This window comes from Mucilaginibacter sp. 3215 (assembly GCF_050433785.1).
Lineage (GTDB): Bacteria > Bacteroidota > Bacteroidia > Sphingobacteriales > Sphingobacteriaceae > Mucilaginibacter.
On sequence record NZ_JBNPWO010000001.1, the window covers coordinates 584366 to 601297 of the forward strand.

The window sequence follows — 16932 nt, forward strand, 5'->3', positions numbered from 1 at the left end:
TCTTGATTAATTATTAACGATATCGAGCTCATGGTGAGTTACTTCTGTGCTCGATTTCTTCTTTTTATTTCGTTCGGCCAAACCGGCGAAGATGACATACAAACCCGGAATAAGGATCAATCCGAAAATAGTTCCCATCAGCATACCTCCGGCAGCAGCGGTACCGATAGAGCGGTTACCCATAGCGCCCGCACCGCTGGCCACGCATAACGGTATCAAACCGGCTATGAACGCCAACGAGGTCATGAGGATTGGCCGTAAACGGGATACTGCACCTTCAATAGCGGCTTTTAGCACGCTCAATCCTTCTTTTTGCCGCTGGATAGCGAACTCAACAATAAGGATGGCATTTTTACCTAACAAGCCGATAAGCATTACCAGCGCCACTTGGGCATAAATGTTGTTTTCGAGCCCGGTGATCTTCAGGAAGAAGAACGCGCCGAAAATACCGGTAGGCAATGAAAGGATAACCGGAAGCGGCAGTAAAAAGCTTTCATACTGGGCAGCCAGCAACAGGTAAACGAATATCAAACAGATCACAAAGATGTAAATAGCCTGATTACCTGAAAGGATTTGCTCACGCGTCATGCCCGACCATTCAAAGGCATAGCCTTTCGGCAGTTTTTCGGCAGCAATACGTTCAATGGCTTTAATAGCATCGCCGCTGCTGAAGCCTTTGTCTGCATCGCCGGTAACCATGGCCGATGTGTACATATTATAGCGGGTGAGCTGCTCGGGGCCGAAAACCTTCTCCATTTTAATGAACGTGGAGAACGGTACCATTTCGCCTTTATCGTTCTTAACCTGCAGGTTTAAAACATCCTCGGGGCGCGACCTATATTCGGGCGAGGCCTGTACCATCACTTTATACATTTGCCCGAAACGGATGAAATTGGAAGCATAGAAACTCCCCATCAATGTTTGCAGGGTCGACATGGCTTTATCAATCGTAATGCCCTTTTGGGCCGCTGTTTGCTGATCGACAGAGATCATATACTGCGGGAAGTTGGGGTCAAAGCTGGTGAATGCCCCGGCAATTTCCGGTGAGGCGTTAAGCGCATTTACAAAGTTTTTGGTTACATCGGCAGCTTTTTGCAAATCGCCCTGGCCGCTTTTATCAAGTACCCTTATCTCGAAACCGCTGGCGTTACCAAAGCCCGGTACGGTAGGCGGGGGGAAGAACTGAATGGATGCATCGCCGATATTCTTCGTTTTAGCGGTTAGTTCGGCAATAATATCATCCAATGATTCACTGCGCTCATCCCATGGTTTTAGGTTGATCATGGCCATGCCGTACGAGGCACCGGCAATTTCATTCACCAAACTGTAACCCGAAAGGGTTGAAACCGATTCTATAGATTTCATCGATTTGGTTTTGGCTTCGATCTCTTTCAGCACCTGTTCGGTACGCTCAACTGTAGCACCTGCCGGGGTGGTTACGTTCACGTAAAGCATACCCTGGTCTTCAGTTGGGATAAAGCCCGTTGGCAAAATAGCGCTGGTTCCCCAGGTGAGGATAAAGAAGCCCGCCAGCAATATCAAAGTAATACCCTTGCGCGGCGACAGATAGGTCATGAAGGTTGAATACCTGTTCTGCAACCCATCATACCGTTTATTGAAACCGCCAAAAAAGCGCTGCATCAAACTTTTCTTTTTTGAAGCAGGGCTATGTTTCAGCATGATAGCACAAAGGGCAGGGGTGAGCGTCAACGCATTGACGCCCGATATTACAATGGAGATTGCCAGCGTAAGCGAAAACTGTCGGTAAAACACCCCAACCGGTCCCGACATAAAGGCCACCGGCACAAACACCGCCGACATGACCAGCGTAATAGCCACAATAGCACCGCTGATCTCGCGCATGGCGCTTACAGTGGCATCCATGGCGTTCATGTGGTTTTCGGTCATTTTTACGTGTACGGCTTCCACTACTACAATCGCGTTATCTACCACAATACCGATGGCTAACACCAAGGCGAAGAGCGTGAGCAGGTTGATAGAGAACCCCAGCATCTGCATAAAAAACAGTGAACCGATGAGAGCTACAGGTACAGCCAGGGCGGGAATTAATGTAGACCGGAAATCCTGCAGGAAAATGAATACTACAATGAAAACCAGGATAAAAGCCTCAACCAGCGTACGTAATACTTCATGTATTGATGCATCCAAAAAGCGCGATACATCATAGTTTACGTTAAAGGTCATCCCGGCCGGAAATGAGCTTTCCTTAAGCTCGGCCATGCGGGTTTTAATGTTATTGATCACCTCGCGGGCATTAGAACCGGGGCGTTGTTTTATCATGATTGATGCCGAAGGCTTGCCGTCAGTATTGGAAACCATACTGTAGGTTAGGGAACCGAATTCAACATCAGCAATTTCTTTCAATCTTAATACCGAACCGTCTTCCTCGGCGCGGATCACAATATTTTCATATTGTTTAGGCTCAAAAAATTTGCCCGGGTAGCGCAATACATATTGCAGCATTTGCGGGGTTTTATCCGAGCTTTGGCCGGTTTTGCCCGGCGCGGCCTCTACGTTCTGGGCACGGATGGCATCTATCACCTCATCGGTTGATACCTTGTAGGCCATCATTCTGTCGGGTTTAAGCCATACGCGCATAGAGTATTCTTTAGCGCCCATGATCTCGGCACGGCCTACACCGTCAATTCGTTTAAGTTCCTGTAAAACGTTGATATCGGTGAAGTTATAAATAAACTTTTCGTCCATGCTGGTGTCCTGGCTCATGATGTTCAGGTACATCAGCATACTGTTTACTTCTTTTTCTGTAGTAACACCGGCTTTGATCACTTCTTCCGGCATTTCGTCAATAATGGTGGCTACGCGGTTTTGCACGTTCACCGCGGCCTGGTCGGGGTCAACCCCAACGTTAAAGTAGATCTGGATCACCGTTAAGCCATCGTTACTGCAAACGGTCGACATGTAGGTCATCCCCGGCACACCGTTAATGGCACGCTCCAACGGGGTAGCCACGGCCTTGGCACATACCTCGGCATTGGCACCGGTATAGTTGGCCGTTACAGTTACCGATGGCGGCACAATATCCGGGAACTGGGTAACTGGAAGCGTTATCAACGCCAGCACACCCAGCATGGTAATTATCAATGAGATAACAAGCGACAGCACCGGCCGCTTTATGAAAGTTTCGAACATAGTTTGTTAGGGTAAGTGTACAATAAACCCGCGCCGCGCGTTTTACGCGGCCGGAAAAAGGAAACCTTGGCGATAATTATTTCATTGCCAGCAATGAATCTTTTGCCATTTTCCTTGGTTTAATGATCATGCCGTCACGTACGTTCTGCGCTCCCTGGTACAAGATCCTGTCGCCTGCTTTCAGGCCGTCTTTCACAATATAATAGGTAGAAAAACGGGTTTGCGGCGAAAAGGCCTGCATGTGCAGTTTATTATCCTTATCAACTATGTATACGTAACTTTTATCCTGGATATCAAATACCGACTGCTGCGGCACCATGACTACGTTATTGGCTTTAGTAGAGATAAAAAGTTTACCGGTAGCGCCATGCCTTAACAGCTTGTTAGGGTTAGGAAACTTCGCCCTGAAGTTGATAGAACCTGTTTTTTGTTCAATTTCTGCTTCTACAGTTTCTATTTCGCCCTGGTAGGGGAAGTCCAGCCCATCGGCTAATACCAGTTTAACCTTATCACTTGTTTGGCCCGGTGCCGATTCTTTTTTGCGGATGTATTGCAGGTATTCATTTTCAGGGAAGCTAAAATAAGCGTACATGGAGCTGATATCAGACAGGCTGGTAAGCAATGTGCCTTCGTCAATCAAACTACCCGACTTAAGCGGGATCCTGTCGATGATGCCATCAAACGGCGCATGGATGTAGGTATAAGCCAGTTGGTCTTCGGCGCTTTGTACCATAGAGCGTGCTTCTTCAATGGTTGCCCGATCGGCACTCATCTTTGATTCGGCAACTTCCAGTTCAGACTTAGATATTACTTTCTTGTCAACCAGTAGTTTAACCCTTGCTACCTCAAGTTCGGTTGCTTTGGCTGCGGCCACGGCATTACTTAACGCGGCTTTAGCTTTTGACAGGTTTACTTTAAATTCCTGGTCGTTAAGCTTAAATAAAAGCTGGCCTTTTTTAACCTGCTTTCCTTCATCGATGTATATTTTTTCGAGGAAGCCGCGAACACGCGAACGGATCTCGATGTTTTTTTGTGCCTGGATATCGGCAACGTATGATTTTTGAAGAACGGTATCCTGCGTATTTAACGTAAGTACAGGCAGCTGAAGCGTATCGGAAGCGGCAGCTTCGTTATTGGTTTTGGCTTTGGTTGAGCAACCCGTGACAAATATGCCGGCGGCCATGGCCAGCAGGGGTATATAAATGATGATCCTTTTCATTTTTTTCCGGATAGATTATAGGCATAGCAGTGCTAATCACGTACTGTTAGCCAATGTTAAAATTTGATTTATAAAAACATGGATTTGCCGCAAAGGGCATCTGAAACGGAAAAAGGATCAGAACGGGCTGAGCCTGAAAAGGAAATTGTAATACGCAGGCAAAAAGCCTTTGATGGATTTATTCTGGTTTTGTCGTTTTTCGACTAATGATATAACATCTGCAAGTGAGGCCTGCTGACCAGGCATTAGTGCCGACGAATAATTTACCCGGCTGGGTAAAAAGCGTATGATGGTACGGTTATGATGAGCTTCGTTAGTATCTGAATCAGGTGAATCATCCTGAACCTCCTGCTGCTGAATTTGACCGATGATCCTTTGATGGGTACGGGAAATTAAATCGGCAGCCTGGCCGGATTTTTTGTAATGGGTTAAAATTGATTCGGCGTTAGCAGGGGCTACAGCTATTGCAAGCTGGAAAAAAAATAATGCGAAGAATATTTTTTTTATCGTCGGCGCCATGATTGCGAAAATACTAAAATATTTGAAGCTATCGAAATAGGTTTGTATTTTTTTTGATATAAAATGACTTTATTTTTATTTTTTGTTGCTGTTTTTTAGGATTTTATCTTTTTATAACTCAATTTTTACTTCGGTAGTTTTTATTTAATGCTTTCATAACAGCAAAAACGGTTATTTGTTCATGCTTCCTTAATACTGCCTAATAATATAGTTTGCAAGCTTTACTCAACGAATAATTGTATTTTAGCTACATGCTGCATCACGTTATTATTCAATGTGCCTGCCTGTTAACAGTTATCCTTTTTGTGGTAATGCTTGGGCAAAAAATCAAAATAGCTTATCCCATATTATTGGTTTTGGTTGGTTTGCCACTTGGTTTTGTTCCTTTTTTAAAGGGCATCGAAATTCAACCCGATCTGATCTTTGTTATTTTTCTGCCGCCTTTGCTTTATGAATCGGCCTGGAACACATCCTGGAAAGATTTCTGGAAATGGCGCAGGGTGATCTCCAGCTTCGCGTTTCTGATCGTTATTTTAACATCGTGCTTAATCGCGGTAGTGTCAAATAGCCTGATAGCAGGTTTTACCCTGCCCCTGGGTTTTTTGCTCGGGGGGATAATTTCTCCGCCAGATGCCGTATCAGCAAGCAATATCCTTAAAAATATCAAAATACCTAAACGCTTTATCTCCATTGTTGAGGGCGAAAGTTTGATGAACGATGCATCGAGCCTGGTGATATTCAGGTTTGCGCTTGCCGCTGTAGTTACCGGTAAATTTGCATTAGGACAAGCCACGCTAAGTTTTGTACTGGTAATTGTAATGGGTATCGTTATTGGATTGGCCGTAGGTTTGATTTTTTATGCCATCCACCGCTGGCTACCAACAACAGCTAATATTGATATTATCCTTACGTTTGTTACTCCTTATGCCATGTACATGGTAGCCGAAGAGTTCCATTTTTCGGGCGTGCTGGCCGTTGTGAGCGGCGGATTGTTCCTGTCGTCCCAAAGGCATGTGATATTAAGTTACCGCAGCCGGTTGCAGGGGGTTAACGTTTGGGAAACAGTTGCCTTTGTTTTAAACGGTTTCGTGTTTATACTGATAGGGTTAGAATTTCCGGTGATCATCAAGGCGCTTGGCCCCGAAGGGCTGCGACCGGCTATAAACTATAGCCTTATCATAACAGGCGTGTTAATAGTAGCCCGTTTAGCCAGCACTTTTGGTGCCTCTGTATTTACCGTATTCATTAGCCGTTACATCACTACAGCCGATCCGAGCCCGGGCTGGAAGGGGCCATTATTGTTAGGCTGGGCAGGTATGCGCGGTGTGGTTTCACTTGCCGCAGCCTTGAGTATTCCCGAACTTTTACCATCCGGTGCAGCCTTTCCTCAACGCAACCTTATTTTGTTTATCACATTCGTGGTGATCATGTTTACACTGGTTGTTCAGGGCCTTACGTTGCCCTTATTGGTGAAGTTTGTAAATATGCCCGATCGCGACTATACCGTTTCGCCGGAGCAGCAAAAACAGTTGGTCAGGAAAAAGTTATCGAAGTTAGCTTTACAAATACTTGAAGATAAATATGCCGACAGGTTAGAAGGTAACGATATGATCAAGGCATTTAGGTTAAGATTGAGTGCCGATATGGAACTGCTGAAAGACTGGGAAAAAGATGGCAGTGAACAACGCGCCGATAATTTTTATCATGATTACCGCATAATTTTAAATGATGTAATGGCACAGCAGCGGGCCTTGTTACTTACGCTAAATAAAAAAGAAAACATCAGCGATGATATTGTAAAGCAGCAATTAGATCTGCTTGATTTGGAAGAAGAAAAATTGAGGCAGCATTTTGAGGTGGTGTAGCTTATTATTTCTTTCATGCATAATAGCTACTTTTGCCGCTCTATATACATCAAACTATAATGAACTGGGATCAACTGTTATCGGCAAAGCGCTGGGGGTACGAGGATAAATATATTGCAAACCATATCGATGCGCGGTCAGAATTTCAGCGGGACTACGACCGGATAATTTTTTCATCCCCATTCAGGAGGTTACAGAACAAAACCCAGGTATTCCCTCTACCCGGAAGTATTTTTGTACATAACCGGCTTACCCATAGTTTGGAGGTAGCCAGTGTGGGCCGTTCATTAGGGCGGATGCATTTCAACCGGATGCTTAAAGAAGATCCGGATGTAGAAAAGAAATATCCGCTGATCAGTGAGATCGGCAATATGGTGGCTGCCGCCTGCTTAGCCCATGATTTGGGTAATCCCGCTTTTGGCCATTCGGGCGAATCAGCCATTTCACATTATTTTGCGGAGGGAGCAGGTAAGGATTACAAAGACGCCGTTACCGCTCAGCAATGGGAAGATCTGACCCATTTTGAAGGTAACGCCAATGCCCTGAGATTATTGACGCATCCGTTTGCAGGTAAAGGCCGGGGCAGTTTGGCGTTAACCTATTCCACCATAGCTTCTATTGCAAAATATCCGTGCTCATCTGTAGCCGGGCATAAAAAAGGTATTATCTACCGCAAAAAATATGGGTTCTTTGCTTCAGAACAGCAAGATTTTGAAAAGATAGCCAATGATTTGAGTTTGATAAGGGTAGAGGACGATGAGCTTATTTACAAAAGGCATCCATTAGTATACCTTGTTGAGGCGGCTGACGATATTTGCTACAATGTCGTTGATCTGGAAGATGCCCATCGCCTTAAAATACTCTCCTACGAGGAAGTGAAAGCGTTGCTAATACCGTTGTGTACTATTCCCCGGATGGAAGAGCGACTGGAAGAGTTTGATGATACAGATGCCAAAGTTGGCTATTTGAGGGCAATAGCAATAAATACCCTGGTAAATCAATGTTCAAATCTGTTTTATGACAAACAAGAAGAGATCATGAATGGTGATTTTAATTCGGCACTGATGGATGCAATTGAAGAACCACTCCGGTCTGCCATGAAAGCGATCGAAAAGGTTTCTGTAAAAAAGATCTACAACTATAGCTCGGTAGTGCAGAAGGAAGTTGCCGGTTATAAGGTAATGGGTGGTTTATTGGAAGAGTTTGTCCCTGCTTATTTAAAAAATAATTCAAAATACCATGAGAAACTGATCGAACTGATCCCTAAACAGTTTTTAACCAAAGCCAACGACGATTATTCAAAGATCCAGACCGTTCTTGACTTTGTTTCGGGCATGACCGATCTGTATGCGGTTGAGTTGTTCAGAAAAATTAAGGGGATTTCGTTCCCGTCAATGAGCTGATAGGCGGTAATAATCGGATACAAAGTACAAGCGTCATTGCGAGATACGAAGCAATCCCAAACTATACAGATCGGCCCTGCTTATAGGGGATTGCTTCGTATCTTACAGCAATGACGCTTTTTTATTTCAGTTCATCTGCCGAAAATGAACGTAATTCGTTCAATTCGTAATAATTCGTGCAAATAATAGTTATTATTGCTTACTATGCCGAAAGATATCCTGCCTGTACAGATGCATACCATGGAGCAATTGCTTGCCCCGCTTGGTATTACCAATCAGTATAAAGGCCTGCATATTATGTCGTTTAATCCGGGGGATATTGAGGTGCCTATTTTGCACCCCTTCCGGTCAGATCATTTTTTTTTAACGCTTGTTCATGAAGGTGAGTTATCAATTAATGCCAACCTTTTGGAGTATAAATTAAAAAAGAACAATATCCTGATGGTAGCTCCCAATACCGTTCGCCAGTTTCTGAATGTTTCGCCAGATTGCAGGCTTACCTCGATCATATTTACCTCGGCTTATCTATCTGCTACCAGTATCCACACAAAAAATGTAGAAGCGTTTGATTTTTTATCATCGCAGGTAAATCCGTTACTGGTTATTGATCAGGATTCGGCCGATAATCTTATATCAATTATGAAAATCCTTGAAAGTAAAATGGATAATCGTAATGATCTGGCATTCCAGGATGAAGTTGTGCTAAGCATTTTTACCGGTTTTGTTTATGAGATAGGCGCGTTATATCAAAAGCAACAAAAAATAGCGGAAGTAAAAGGCACGCGTAAGGAGGAACTGACTTTTCGGTTTCTAAAAATCCTTCCGCAGCATTTTAAGGAAGAAAGAAGCGTACAGGCTTATGCTGCCATGCTGAATATTACCCCTAAATACCTTTCGCAAACTGTAAAGGAAATTACCGGCAAAACCGCGGGCGACTTCATTGACGAGATTGTGATCCTGGAAGCTAAAGTCGCCCTTAACGACCCCTCGCTAACCATAGCCCAGATTGCTACCTATCTCAACTTTGCCGATCAGTTCTTTTTTAGCAAGTTTTTCAAAAAACAATGCGGTACCAGTCCCAGTAAATACCGTCAAACGCCTTTATAAGCCTATAGCCCTCCCTGGAAAAATTCTTCTCAGCCCGATCTCATTGGTACACAGTTACTACACTATCCGTTATAATTTTAATTGCAAATGATAAGTATCGTTGCAACGCTGTAACTATTATTACCATTCCATTACAATGTTTTTGGTAAAAACGACTTTTTGACATATTGCGCCATCCTTTAAACATTCTGCAAAAACGATAATTGAGCCACTTTTGCCCTGTCATCAGTTGTTGATGCAGCCGGGCGCAATAGTGTGCCCGATTAAACGCCAGGTTTGTTTATGCCGATAAGGGACACAGGTGCCGAACAATTAATTAAGGACACCGCTAAGCACATTTTTTTTGCCGAGGGGCGGCTCCATGCCAATACCCAGGATATTGCCGACGCGGCCGGTGTAAGCCGCACCTTGTTAAATTACTATTTCCGCACTAAGGATGTTTTAATTGAGCAGGTGTTTAAGGAAGCTATGCTTGCTTTAACAACCCGCCTTGATGCTGTTATGGCATCCGACATGCCATTTAAAAGCAAGGTTGAAAGTTTTATAGAATTGTTTTTAACTGAGGCCAACAATTACCCCTACCAGGAAACTTTCCTGATCACAGAGATCAATTCAAACATCTGTAAGTACACAAACGAGGCCAGGCCGCACCATATCAATAAGTTCATGGAGCAGATCAGCGCCGAAATGGAAGCGGGTAATATTGAACGGATGAACCCCATGCATTTTGTGCTGAACCTGTTTTCGCTGATGTCATACCCGCTTATCATGGGGCCCATATATAAAAAGGCCTTTAACCTGAGCAACGAAAGTTATACCTGCCTCATTAATGAGCGAAAGAAGATGATCTGTAAAATGATTTTCCAGTAAAAAATTTATCCGGTGATTAACGCAATCGTCAAACAAAATAATTTAACACACATCACAATGTCTTCAATATCAATTCACTCCAATAACTACAAGTTTATATTTATGAAAAATACAGTTCAACTGCTAACCGGCTTTGGAGCCGCCTTAATTCTACTGTCGTCATGCGGCGGCAGCCAAAATCAGGGCGGTGCTATGGCTGCGGGAGCTCCCCAGCCACCGCAAAGCTACCCGGTGTTTAAAATCAGTTTACATGACGCTACGCTGAACAACGAATACCCTGCCACACTCCAGGGGCAGCAAAATATAGAGATCCGTCCTAAAGTTGATGGTTATGTTGATAAGATCTACATTGACGAGGGCAGCGTTGTAAAAAAGGGCCAGCTGCTTTTTAAGCTCAGCGCGCCGCAATATGCCCAGGACGTAAACACCGCCACCGCGGCCATCGCCAGTGCCGAAGCTGATGTAAGCGCTGCCCAACTGCAGGTTAACAAAACCAGGCCGTTGGTTGAAAAAGATATCATCAGCCATTATGAGCTTGAATCGGCGGAGTATACATTAAAAGCCCGCAAGGCTACCCTTGCCCAGGCAAAAGCTAGTTTAGCAAACGCCAAAACCAATTTAGGTTATACGGTAATAACCAGCCCGGTTGATGGCGTGGTAGGGGCCATTCCTTATAAATTAGGTAGCCTTATCACCGGTTCAACCGCGCAGCCTTTAACAACAGTATCCAATATCGGTAAGGTGTATGCTTACTTCGCGCTGAATGAAAAGCAGCTGCTTGATTTTTCAAGAACGGTAAAAGGAAAAACCATGAATGAAAAGCTGGCCAACACGCCGCCTGTTTCACTGGTATTGCCGGATGGCAGCACCTATGCCGAAAAAGGTAAAGTGGAAACCATCAGCGGTTTAATTAATACCGAAACCGGATCGGCAAGTTACCGGGCGGCATTCCCTAACCCTGTTGGCCTGATCCGCAGCGGCGGAAGTGCTACTATACAGATCCCCCAGACTGTAAAAGATGCCGTGCTAATCCCTCAAAAGGCCGCTTATGAGCTGCAGGGAAAGCATTTTGTGTATGTGGTTGACGGTAAAGGAGCGGTTAAAAATACCGAAGTGAGCGTTATGGACCTCACCACAGGGCAATATTATGTAGTTACCAAAGGCCTTAAAGCAGGTGATACCATTGTTACCGATGGCGCAGGCAGTTTAAAAGACGGTATGGTTATCAAACCGGAAGTACAGGAGAACGCCGTGGTATATAAAGATCTAAAATAATTTTCACAACACCGGCCGGGTTCCTTTTTACCCGGCATCAACATAAACAATATGTTACGTACATTCATTGAACGACCAGTACTCTCTACCGTAATATCGGTAATTATAGTAATACTGGGTATCCTGGGCCTTACAACCTTGCCCATATCAGAATACCCCGATATAGCACCGCCTACCGTGCAGGTATCCGCATCATACCAGGGCGCTAATGCCGAAGTGGTAATGAAAAGTGTTATCGTACCGCTCGAAGAGCAAATTAACGGCGTGGAGAACATGACCTACATGACCTCTACTGCAAGTAATGACGGCAGTGCTGTTATCACTGTTTATTTTAAACAAGGCACCGACCCCGACCTGGCGGCGGTAAATGTGCAGAATAGGGTGTCAAAAGCCACCAGTCTGCTCCCTGCCGAGGTTACCAAAGCGGGTGTTACCACCAGTAAACGCCAAAGCAGCATGGTGATGGTATTTTCCCTGTCGAGCGATAACAAAAGCTACGACGAGAAATTTTTGCAAAACTATGCCAACATTAACGTGCTGCCGCAGATCAAGCGTATCAGCGGCGTAGGTGATGCTTCCTCATTTGGCATACAGGATTACTCCATGCGTATTTGGTTAAAGCCTGATGTAATGGCCACTTACGGCCTTGTGCCCGATGATGTGAACAGCGCGCTGGCCGAGCAAAATATTGAGGCCGCGCCGGGTAAAGTAGGAGAGAACGATAACCAGTCGTTCCAGTACGTATTAAAGTACAAAGGCAGGCTTACCAGTGTGCCCGAGTTTGAAAACATCGTGATCCGCTCATCAACCAAAGGACAGTTGTTGCGCCTGAAAGATATAGCGCGGGTTGAGCTTGGCGCGCAAAGTTACGCCAATGCTACTACCATGAATGGCAAACCTGCGGTAGCTATAGCCATTTATCAAACCGCGGGTTCAAACGCGCATGAGTTAATTAAAAACTGCGAGCAGACCATTGAGGCTGCGTCGAAAACGTTCCCCGCGGGCATTAGCTATACTTCCCTTTTTAGTGTTAATGACTTTTTAGATGCTTCGATAGAAAAAGTTGTGCACACCCTGATTGAAGCATTTGTACTGGTGTTTATCGTAGTGTTCGTATTCCTTCAGGATTTCCGCTCTACGCTGATCCCGGCTATCGCGGTACCTGTGGCTATTGTGGGCACTTTTTTCTTTCTGCAACTGTTTGGTTTTACCATTAACCTGCTCACCCTGTTTGCTATGGTGCTGGCTATTGGTATTGTGGTGGATGACGCCATTGTGGTGGTTGAGGCCGTACACGCCAAACTGGATCATGGAGCTAAATCGGCAAAAGCGGCCACAATCAGCGCCATGAATGATATCAGCGGGGCAATCGTATCTATCACTTTGGTAATGGCTGCCGTGTTTATCCCGGTTACGTTCATTACCGGTTCAACCGGGGTGTTTTATAAACAGTTTGGTTTAACGCTTGCTGTCGCGATTTTTATATCAGCAGTAAACGCTTTAACATTAAGCCCTGCATTGTGCGCGCTGTTATTGAAACCGCATCCCGAAGGTGAGCATCATAAGACAGGCCTGTTACAAAGATTTTATACAGCCTTTAATGCCAGTTTTGATACAATTACCCGCAAATACAAAAAATCTGTAAGTTTTCTTGCTGCAAAAAAATGGCTCTCCATTGCCGGTATTGCGGTTTTTGGTTTGATATTCTGGTTCCTGCTAAAAACAACGCCATCGGGCTTTGTACCTAATGAAGATCAGGGTTTTATTATTGGCGATATCTCATTGCCGCCTGCCGCATCACTGGAGCGTACTACCGAGGTTATCGACAAGGTATCAGGTATAGTAAGATCCCTGCCCGAAGTGGAGTCAACTATCAGGGTTGCCGGCCAGGGCATACTAAGCGGCGCGGGTGGTTCATATGGCTTAATCATGGTTAAGCTGAAACCCTGGGATAAACGTACGGCCAAAGGATCTGATGTGAACACCGTTATCGGTAAACTATTTGGTATGACAGCCGGAATTAAAGGTGCTACCGTCCTGTTCTTTGCCCCGCCAACTTTGCAGGGCTTTGGTAACAGCAGCGGTTTCGAGTTCCAGGTGCAGGACAAAACCGGCGGCGACATTGTGAAATTTGCCGAAATAAACGGCAAGTTCCTTGGCGCATTAAACCAGCGTCCCGAAATTCAATATGCGTCTACGTTTTTTAATACCAACTTCCCGCAGTTTTTGGTTGATGTTAATGTGGCTAAATGTAAGGATGCCGGTATTACTGTAAACTCGGTATTGAGCGCCTTACAGGGATATTTTGGCGGTGTTTATGCCTCCAACTTTAACGAATTTGGCAAGCAATACCGTGTAATGATCCAGGCAGATGCCGCTTACAGGGGTACCACCGGCAGCCTGAACAACATGTATGTGCGCAATGCCAATAATACGATGGCGCCCATATCTGAGTTTGTTACGCTGAAAAAGGTTTACGGCCCTGAATCAGTTAACCGTTTTAACCTGTTTACTTCTATTTCGGTAAATGGCGCTCCGAAACCGGGCTTCAGCACAGGTGATGCCATTAAAACCATTCAGGAAGTAGGCGCAAAAACATTGCCTGCCGGTTATGGATTTGAATTTTCGGGCCTTACCCGCGAGGAAATTGCCAGTGGCAGCCAAACTATTTTTATTTTCCTGCTGTGTTTGGTGTTTGTATACTTCTTATTAAGTGCACAGTACGAGAGTTATATTCTGCCATTTGCAGTATTGCTATCACTGCCCATAGGTTTGGCCGGCGCGTTTATTTTCGCCAGGATCTTCGGCATCCAAAACAATATTTATTTGCAGATCACCCTCATCATGCTCATCGGTCTGTTAGCCAAAAATGCCATCCTGATAGTTGAGTTTGCGGTAGCCCGCAGGCGTAACGGCGAAAGCATTGTGCAGGCCGCTATTGATGGTTCGGTTGCTCGTTTAAGGCCTATTTTGATGACATCTTTCGCATTTATACTGGGCTTAGTCCCGCTAATGATTGCATCAGGAGCAGGTGCCGAAGGTAACCGCTCAATAGGTACAGGCGCTGTAGGCGGGATGCTGATCGGTACCATATTCGGTGTGTTTGTGATCCCGGTACTGTTCATTATCTTCCAATCACTCCAGGAACGCGTAAGCGGTAAACCTGTTGGAAAAGAAATAGAGATTGAGACCGAAACGGTAGCCTCAGAGCAAAATTTTTAAAACGATAAATAAGCAAAAAAATGATCCATTCATATAAACGGCAAATATTGGCCACGCTGGCAGCAACGGCGGTATTTGCCTCATGTGTTACAAAAAAATACCAGCAGCCGGTAGTAAATACCGATAGGCTGTATCGCGATACCACCATCAGCGATACCACATCAATGGCCAGCATGCCGGTAAGCCAGCTATTTTCTGATACCGTACTGGTAAACCTGATCCAGGAAGGGCTACGTGAAAACCTCGATTTAAAAACTGCCGTACAGCGCATTAACGAGGCGCAGGCAACATTTAACCAGAGCAAGGCGGCATATCTGCCAAGCCTGGAAGGGAGCGGAACCGTTACGAGGGCAAAAACATCAGCGGCAAGCTTAAATTTTCCGCCTGAGTTTGCCAACTCCTTCAACCTGAAAACCACTACTTACCAGGCAGCCTTGAATACCAGTTGGGAGGCCGATATCTGGGGTAAATTAAGCAGTTCGAAAAGAGCGGCGCTGGCATCACTGCTACAAAGTGACGCGGCAAAAAGAGCGGTTCAAACCCAGCTCATAGCCGATATAGCAAACGCTTATTATAACCTGCTGGCGCTTGATGAGCAATTGGCTATCACTCAGCAAACCCTTACCATACGGGTAAAAGATGTAGAGACCGTAAAAGCCCTGAAGGAAGGTGCTGTTGTAAACGGCGCGGCTGTGGTACAAAGCGAAGCAAACCGTTACGCCGCCGAGGTTACCATACCCGACCTTAAACAAAGCATCCGCGAAGCTGAAAATGCTTTAAGTATTTTACTGGCAAGGGCCCCGGGTACTATCAAACGTACAACGCTAAGCGAACAGAAACCTGTAGCCGACCTGAAAACGGGCATCCCATCCCAGCTCTTAAAAAACCGCCCGGATGTGCAGGAGGCTGAGTTTGCATTCAGGAGTGCGTTTGAGAATACCAACCTGGCACGTACTTATTTTTATCCGCAGCTTACCATTACCGGGCAGGCCGGTTTATCAACCCTGCAGTTGAAGAACTTTTTTGATCATTCCATATTTTACAACTTTGTTGGCGGCATTACCCAGCCCATTTTTAACAAAGGTCAAAACCGGGCGCGTTTAAGAACGGCGCAAGCCCAGCAACAGGAAGCTTATTATGCTTATCAAAAATCATTACTCACTGCGGGGCAGGAGGTAACCAACGCGTTGTTCTCCTATCAAAACGCCATTGAAAAACAAGGCTCAAGAGTTAAACAGTTGCAGGCGCTCGAAAAATCGGTTGATTATACCAAAGAGTTGCTGCGTTACAGCTCGGCAACAAATTATACCGATGTTTTAACTTCAGAACAAAACTTGCTTGCTGCCCAGTTAAGCGGCGTTAACGATCATTTGCAGGAATTACAAGCCATAGTTAACCTTTACCGCGCTTTAGGGGGCGGTTGGAAATAGATGACATTAGCACCATGTTAATCATGAAGCCCGGTTTGCAATTGAGCTGCCGGGCTTCTTTTATAACCAGTGGTGATTTTGACATATTTTGAAGTTGTTTAAACATTTATTATCTATGCCAACTAATTGATTTTTGTAAAACCTGTTATCATACAATCATCTAAACCAAATTGATAATTTAATTATGGTTAATTATTTATTAATGAATAAATTAAAGTAAATTTTGCTTGTGATTGAGAGGTTAAAACATGGGAAGTAAAGAACGGATATTGCGGCAAAAGGATGATACCCGCCGAAAGATACTGGACGCTGCGTTGGATATGATTAAGTGTGAGGGATGTGATGCGTTAAGTATGCGGAAACTTGCTGAGCATATCGAGTACACGGCTCCCGCTATTTACGAATATTTTGAAAGCAAGGAAGCTTTGTACACCGAGCTTGCCCGCAAGGGGCACCTGAAACTGGCAGCTATGGTGAAGCTGGCAAAAGAGGCACATACAGACGCCATTGAACAGATGGAGGCTATGTGGTTGGCTTACTGGAACTTTGCTATTGCCTATAAGGAGCTTTACCAGTTGATGTTTGCCGTTGGTACAGGTTGCAGCCCGGTAGAAAACCGGATAGCGGAAGCGTTGGTTTTTCCGGAGATGGTTTCTGAATTGATACGGGCGCTGTATGCACCCCGGGAGGTAAGTGAGGAGGAAGTTCAAAAAAAATACTACACCTACTGGGCCGTAATTCATGGATTGATAGCCATTAACATGATCCAGCTCACGCGGGATGAAAAAATGAACCAGGAGATCCTGATTGGCGCTATCAGGGGGATCACCGCGTTGATAACTACCTAATAC

The 16932-nt window shown here is 45.0% G+C and carries 11 protein-coding genes; 8 read left to right on the forward strand and 3 right to left on the reverse strand.

Annotation, left to right across the window (positions count from 1 at the left end; all coding sequences use genetic code 11):
• Positions 1 to 6: 6 nt before the first annotated feature.
• From ABIC84_RS02620 to ABIC84_RS02630, 3 genes are all read right to left on the reverse strand, one after another.
• Positions 7 to 3171: an efflux RND transporter permease subunit gene (locus tag ABIC84_RS02620; protein ID WP_429262573.1), complete on the reverse strand. Its 3165-nt coding sequence runs from the start codon at positions 3169 to 3171 to the stop codon at positions 7 to 9.
• A gap of 76 nt (positions 3172 to 3247) precedes the next feature.
• A complete protein-coding gene (locus ABIC84_RS02625; protein WP_429262574.1) occupies positions 3248 to 4390 on the reverse strand; it encodes an efflux RND transporter periplasmic adaptor subunit in 1143 nt (380 codons plus the stop codon).
• Between the two features lie 117 nt (positions 4391 to 4507).
• Positions 4508 to 4909: a hypothetical protein gene (locus ABIC84_RS02630; protein WP_090527185.1), complete on the reverse strand. Its 402-nt coding sequence runs from the start codon at positions 4907 to 4909 to the stop codon at positions 4508 to 4510.
• 251 nt (positions 4910 to 5160) lie between these two features.
• Between ABIC84_RS02630 and ABIC84_RS02635 the strand changes: the two genes are divergently transcribed.
• The 8 genes from ABIC84_RS02635 to ABIC84_RS02670 all read left to right on the forward strand — a co-directional run bounded on the left by ABIC84_RS02635 (position 5161) and on the right by ABIC84_RS02670 (position 16929).
• Positions 5161 to 6774: a Na+/H+ antiporter gene (locus tag ABIC84_RS02635; RefSeq protein ID WP_429262575.1), complete on the forward strand. Its 1614-nt coding sequence runs from the start codon at positions 5161 to 5163 to the stop codon at positions 6772 to 6774.
• 59 nt (positions 6775 to 6833) lie between these two features.
• The gene (locus tag ABIC84_RS02640) at positions 6834 to 8177 is read left to right on the forward strand and encodes a deoxyguanosinetriphosphate triphosphohydrolase (protein ID WP_429262576.1); all 1344 of its coding nucleotides are present in this window, start codon (positions 6834 to 6836) and stop codon (positions 8175 to 8177) included.
• Between the two features lie 204 nt (positions 8178 to 8381).
• A complete protein-coding gene (locus tag ABIC84_RS02645; RefSeq protein WP_426587011.1) occupies positions 8382 to 9284 on the forward strand; it encodes a helix-turn-helix domain-containing protein in 903 nt (300 codons plus the stop codon).
• A 282-nt stretch (positions 9285 to 9566) separates the two neighbouring features.
• Positions 9567 to 10154 carry a TetR/AcrR family transcriptional regulator gene (locus ABIC84_RS02650; protein WP_188832544.1) on the forward strand — a complete coding sequence of 196 codons (588 nt, stop codon included), beginning with the start codon at positions 9567 to 9569 and terminating at the stop codon, positions 10152 to 10154.
• Positions 10155 to 10256: 102 nt separating this feature from the next.
• Positions 10257 to 11429, forward strand: coding sequence for an efflux RND transporter periplasmic adaptor subunit (locus ABIC84_RS02655; RefSeq protein WP_429262577.1), 1173 nt, complete (start codon positions 10257 to 10259; stop codon positions 11427 to 11429).
• Between the two features lie 51 nt (positions 11430 to 11480).
• Positions 11481 to 14651 carry an efflux RND transporter permease subunit gene (locus ABIC84_RS02660; RefSeq protein ID WP_429262578.1) on the forward strand — a complete coding sequence of 1057 codons (3171 nt, stop codon included), beginning with the start codon at positions 11481 to 11483 and terminating at the stop codon, positions 14649 to 14651.
• A 20-nt stretch (positions 14652 to 14671) separates the two neighbouring features.
• Complete coding sequence (locus tag ABIC84_RS02665; protein WP_429262579.1) at positions 14672 to 16081, forward strand: efflux transporter outer membrane subunit; 1410 nt, start codon at positions 14672 to 14674, stop codon at positions 16079 to 16081.
• A 248-nt stretch (positions 16082 to 16329) separates the two neighbouring features.
• A complete protein-coding gene (locus ABIC84_RS02670; RefSeq protein WP_426587020.1) occupies positions 16330 to 16929 on the forward strand; it encodes a TetR/AcrR family transcriptional regulator in 600 nt (199 codons plus the stop codon).
• Positions 16930 to 16932: the final 3 nt, after the last annotated feature.

Coding starts and splice junctions, on each gene's coding strand:
- ABIC84_RS02620 (WP_429262573.1), bottom strand. CDS start 3,171: ATGTTCGAAACTTTCATAAAGCGGCCGGTGCTGTCGCTTGTTATCTCA.
- ABIC84_RS02625 (WP_429262574.1), bottom strand. CDS start 4,390: ATGAAAAGGATCATCATTTATATACCCCTGCTGGCCATGGCCGCCGGC.
- ABIC84_RS02655 (WP_429262577.1), top strand. CDS start 10,257: ATGAAAAATACAGTTCAACTGCTAACCGGCTTTGGAGCCGCCTTAATT.
- ABIC84_RS02650 (WP_188832544.1), top strand. CDS start 9,567: ATGCCGATAAGGGACACAGGTGCCGAACAATTAATTAAGGACACCGCT.
- ABIC84_RS02635 (WP_429262575.1), top strand. CDS start 5,161: ATGCTGCATCACGTTATTATTCAATGTGCCTGCCTGTTAACAGTTATC.
- ABIC84_RS02640 (WP_429262576.1), top strand. CDS start 6,834: ATGAACTGGGATCAACTGTTATCGGCAAAGCGCTGGGGGTACGAGGAT.
- ABIC84_RS02630 (WP_090527185.1), bottom strand. CDS start 4,909: ATGGCGCCGACGATAAAAAAAATATTCTTCGCATTATTTTTTTTCCAG.
- ABIC84_RS02645 (WP_426587011.1), top strand. CDS start 8,382: ATGCCGAAAGATATCCTGCCTGTACAGATGCATACCATGGAGCAATTG.
- ABIC84_RS02665 (WP_429262579.1), top strand. CDS start 14,672: ATGATCCATTCATATAAACGGCAAATATTGGCCACGCTGGCAGCAACG.
- ABIC84_RS02670 (WP_426587020.1), top strand. CDS start 16,330: ATGGGAAGTAAAGAACGGATATTGCGGCAAAAGGATGATACCCGCCGA.
- ABIC84_RS02660 (WP_429262578.1), top strand. CDS start 11,481: ATGTTACGTACATTCATTGAACGACCAGTACTCTCTACCGTAATATCG.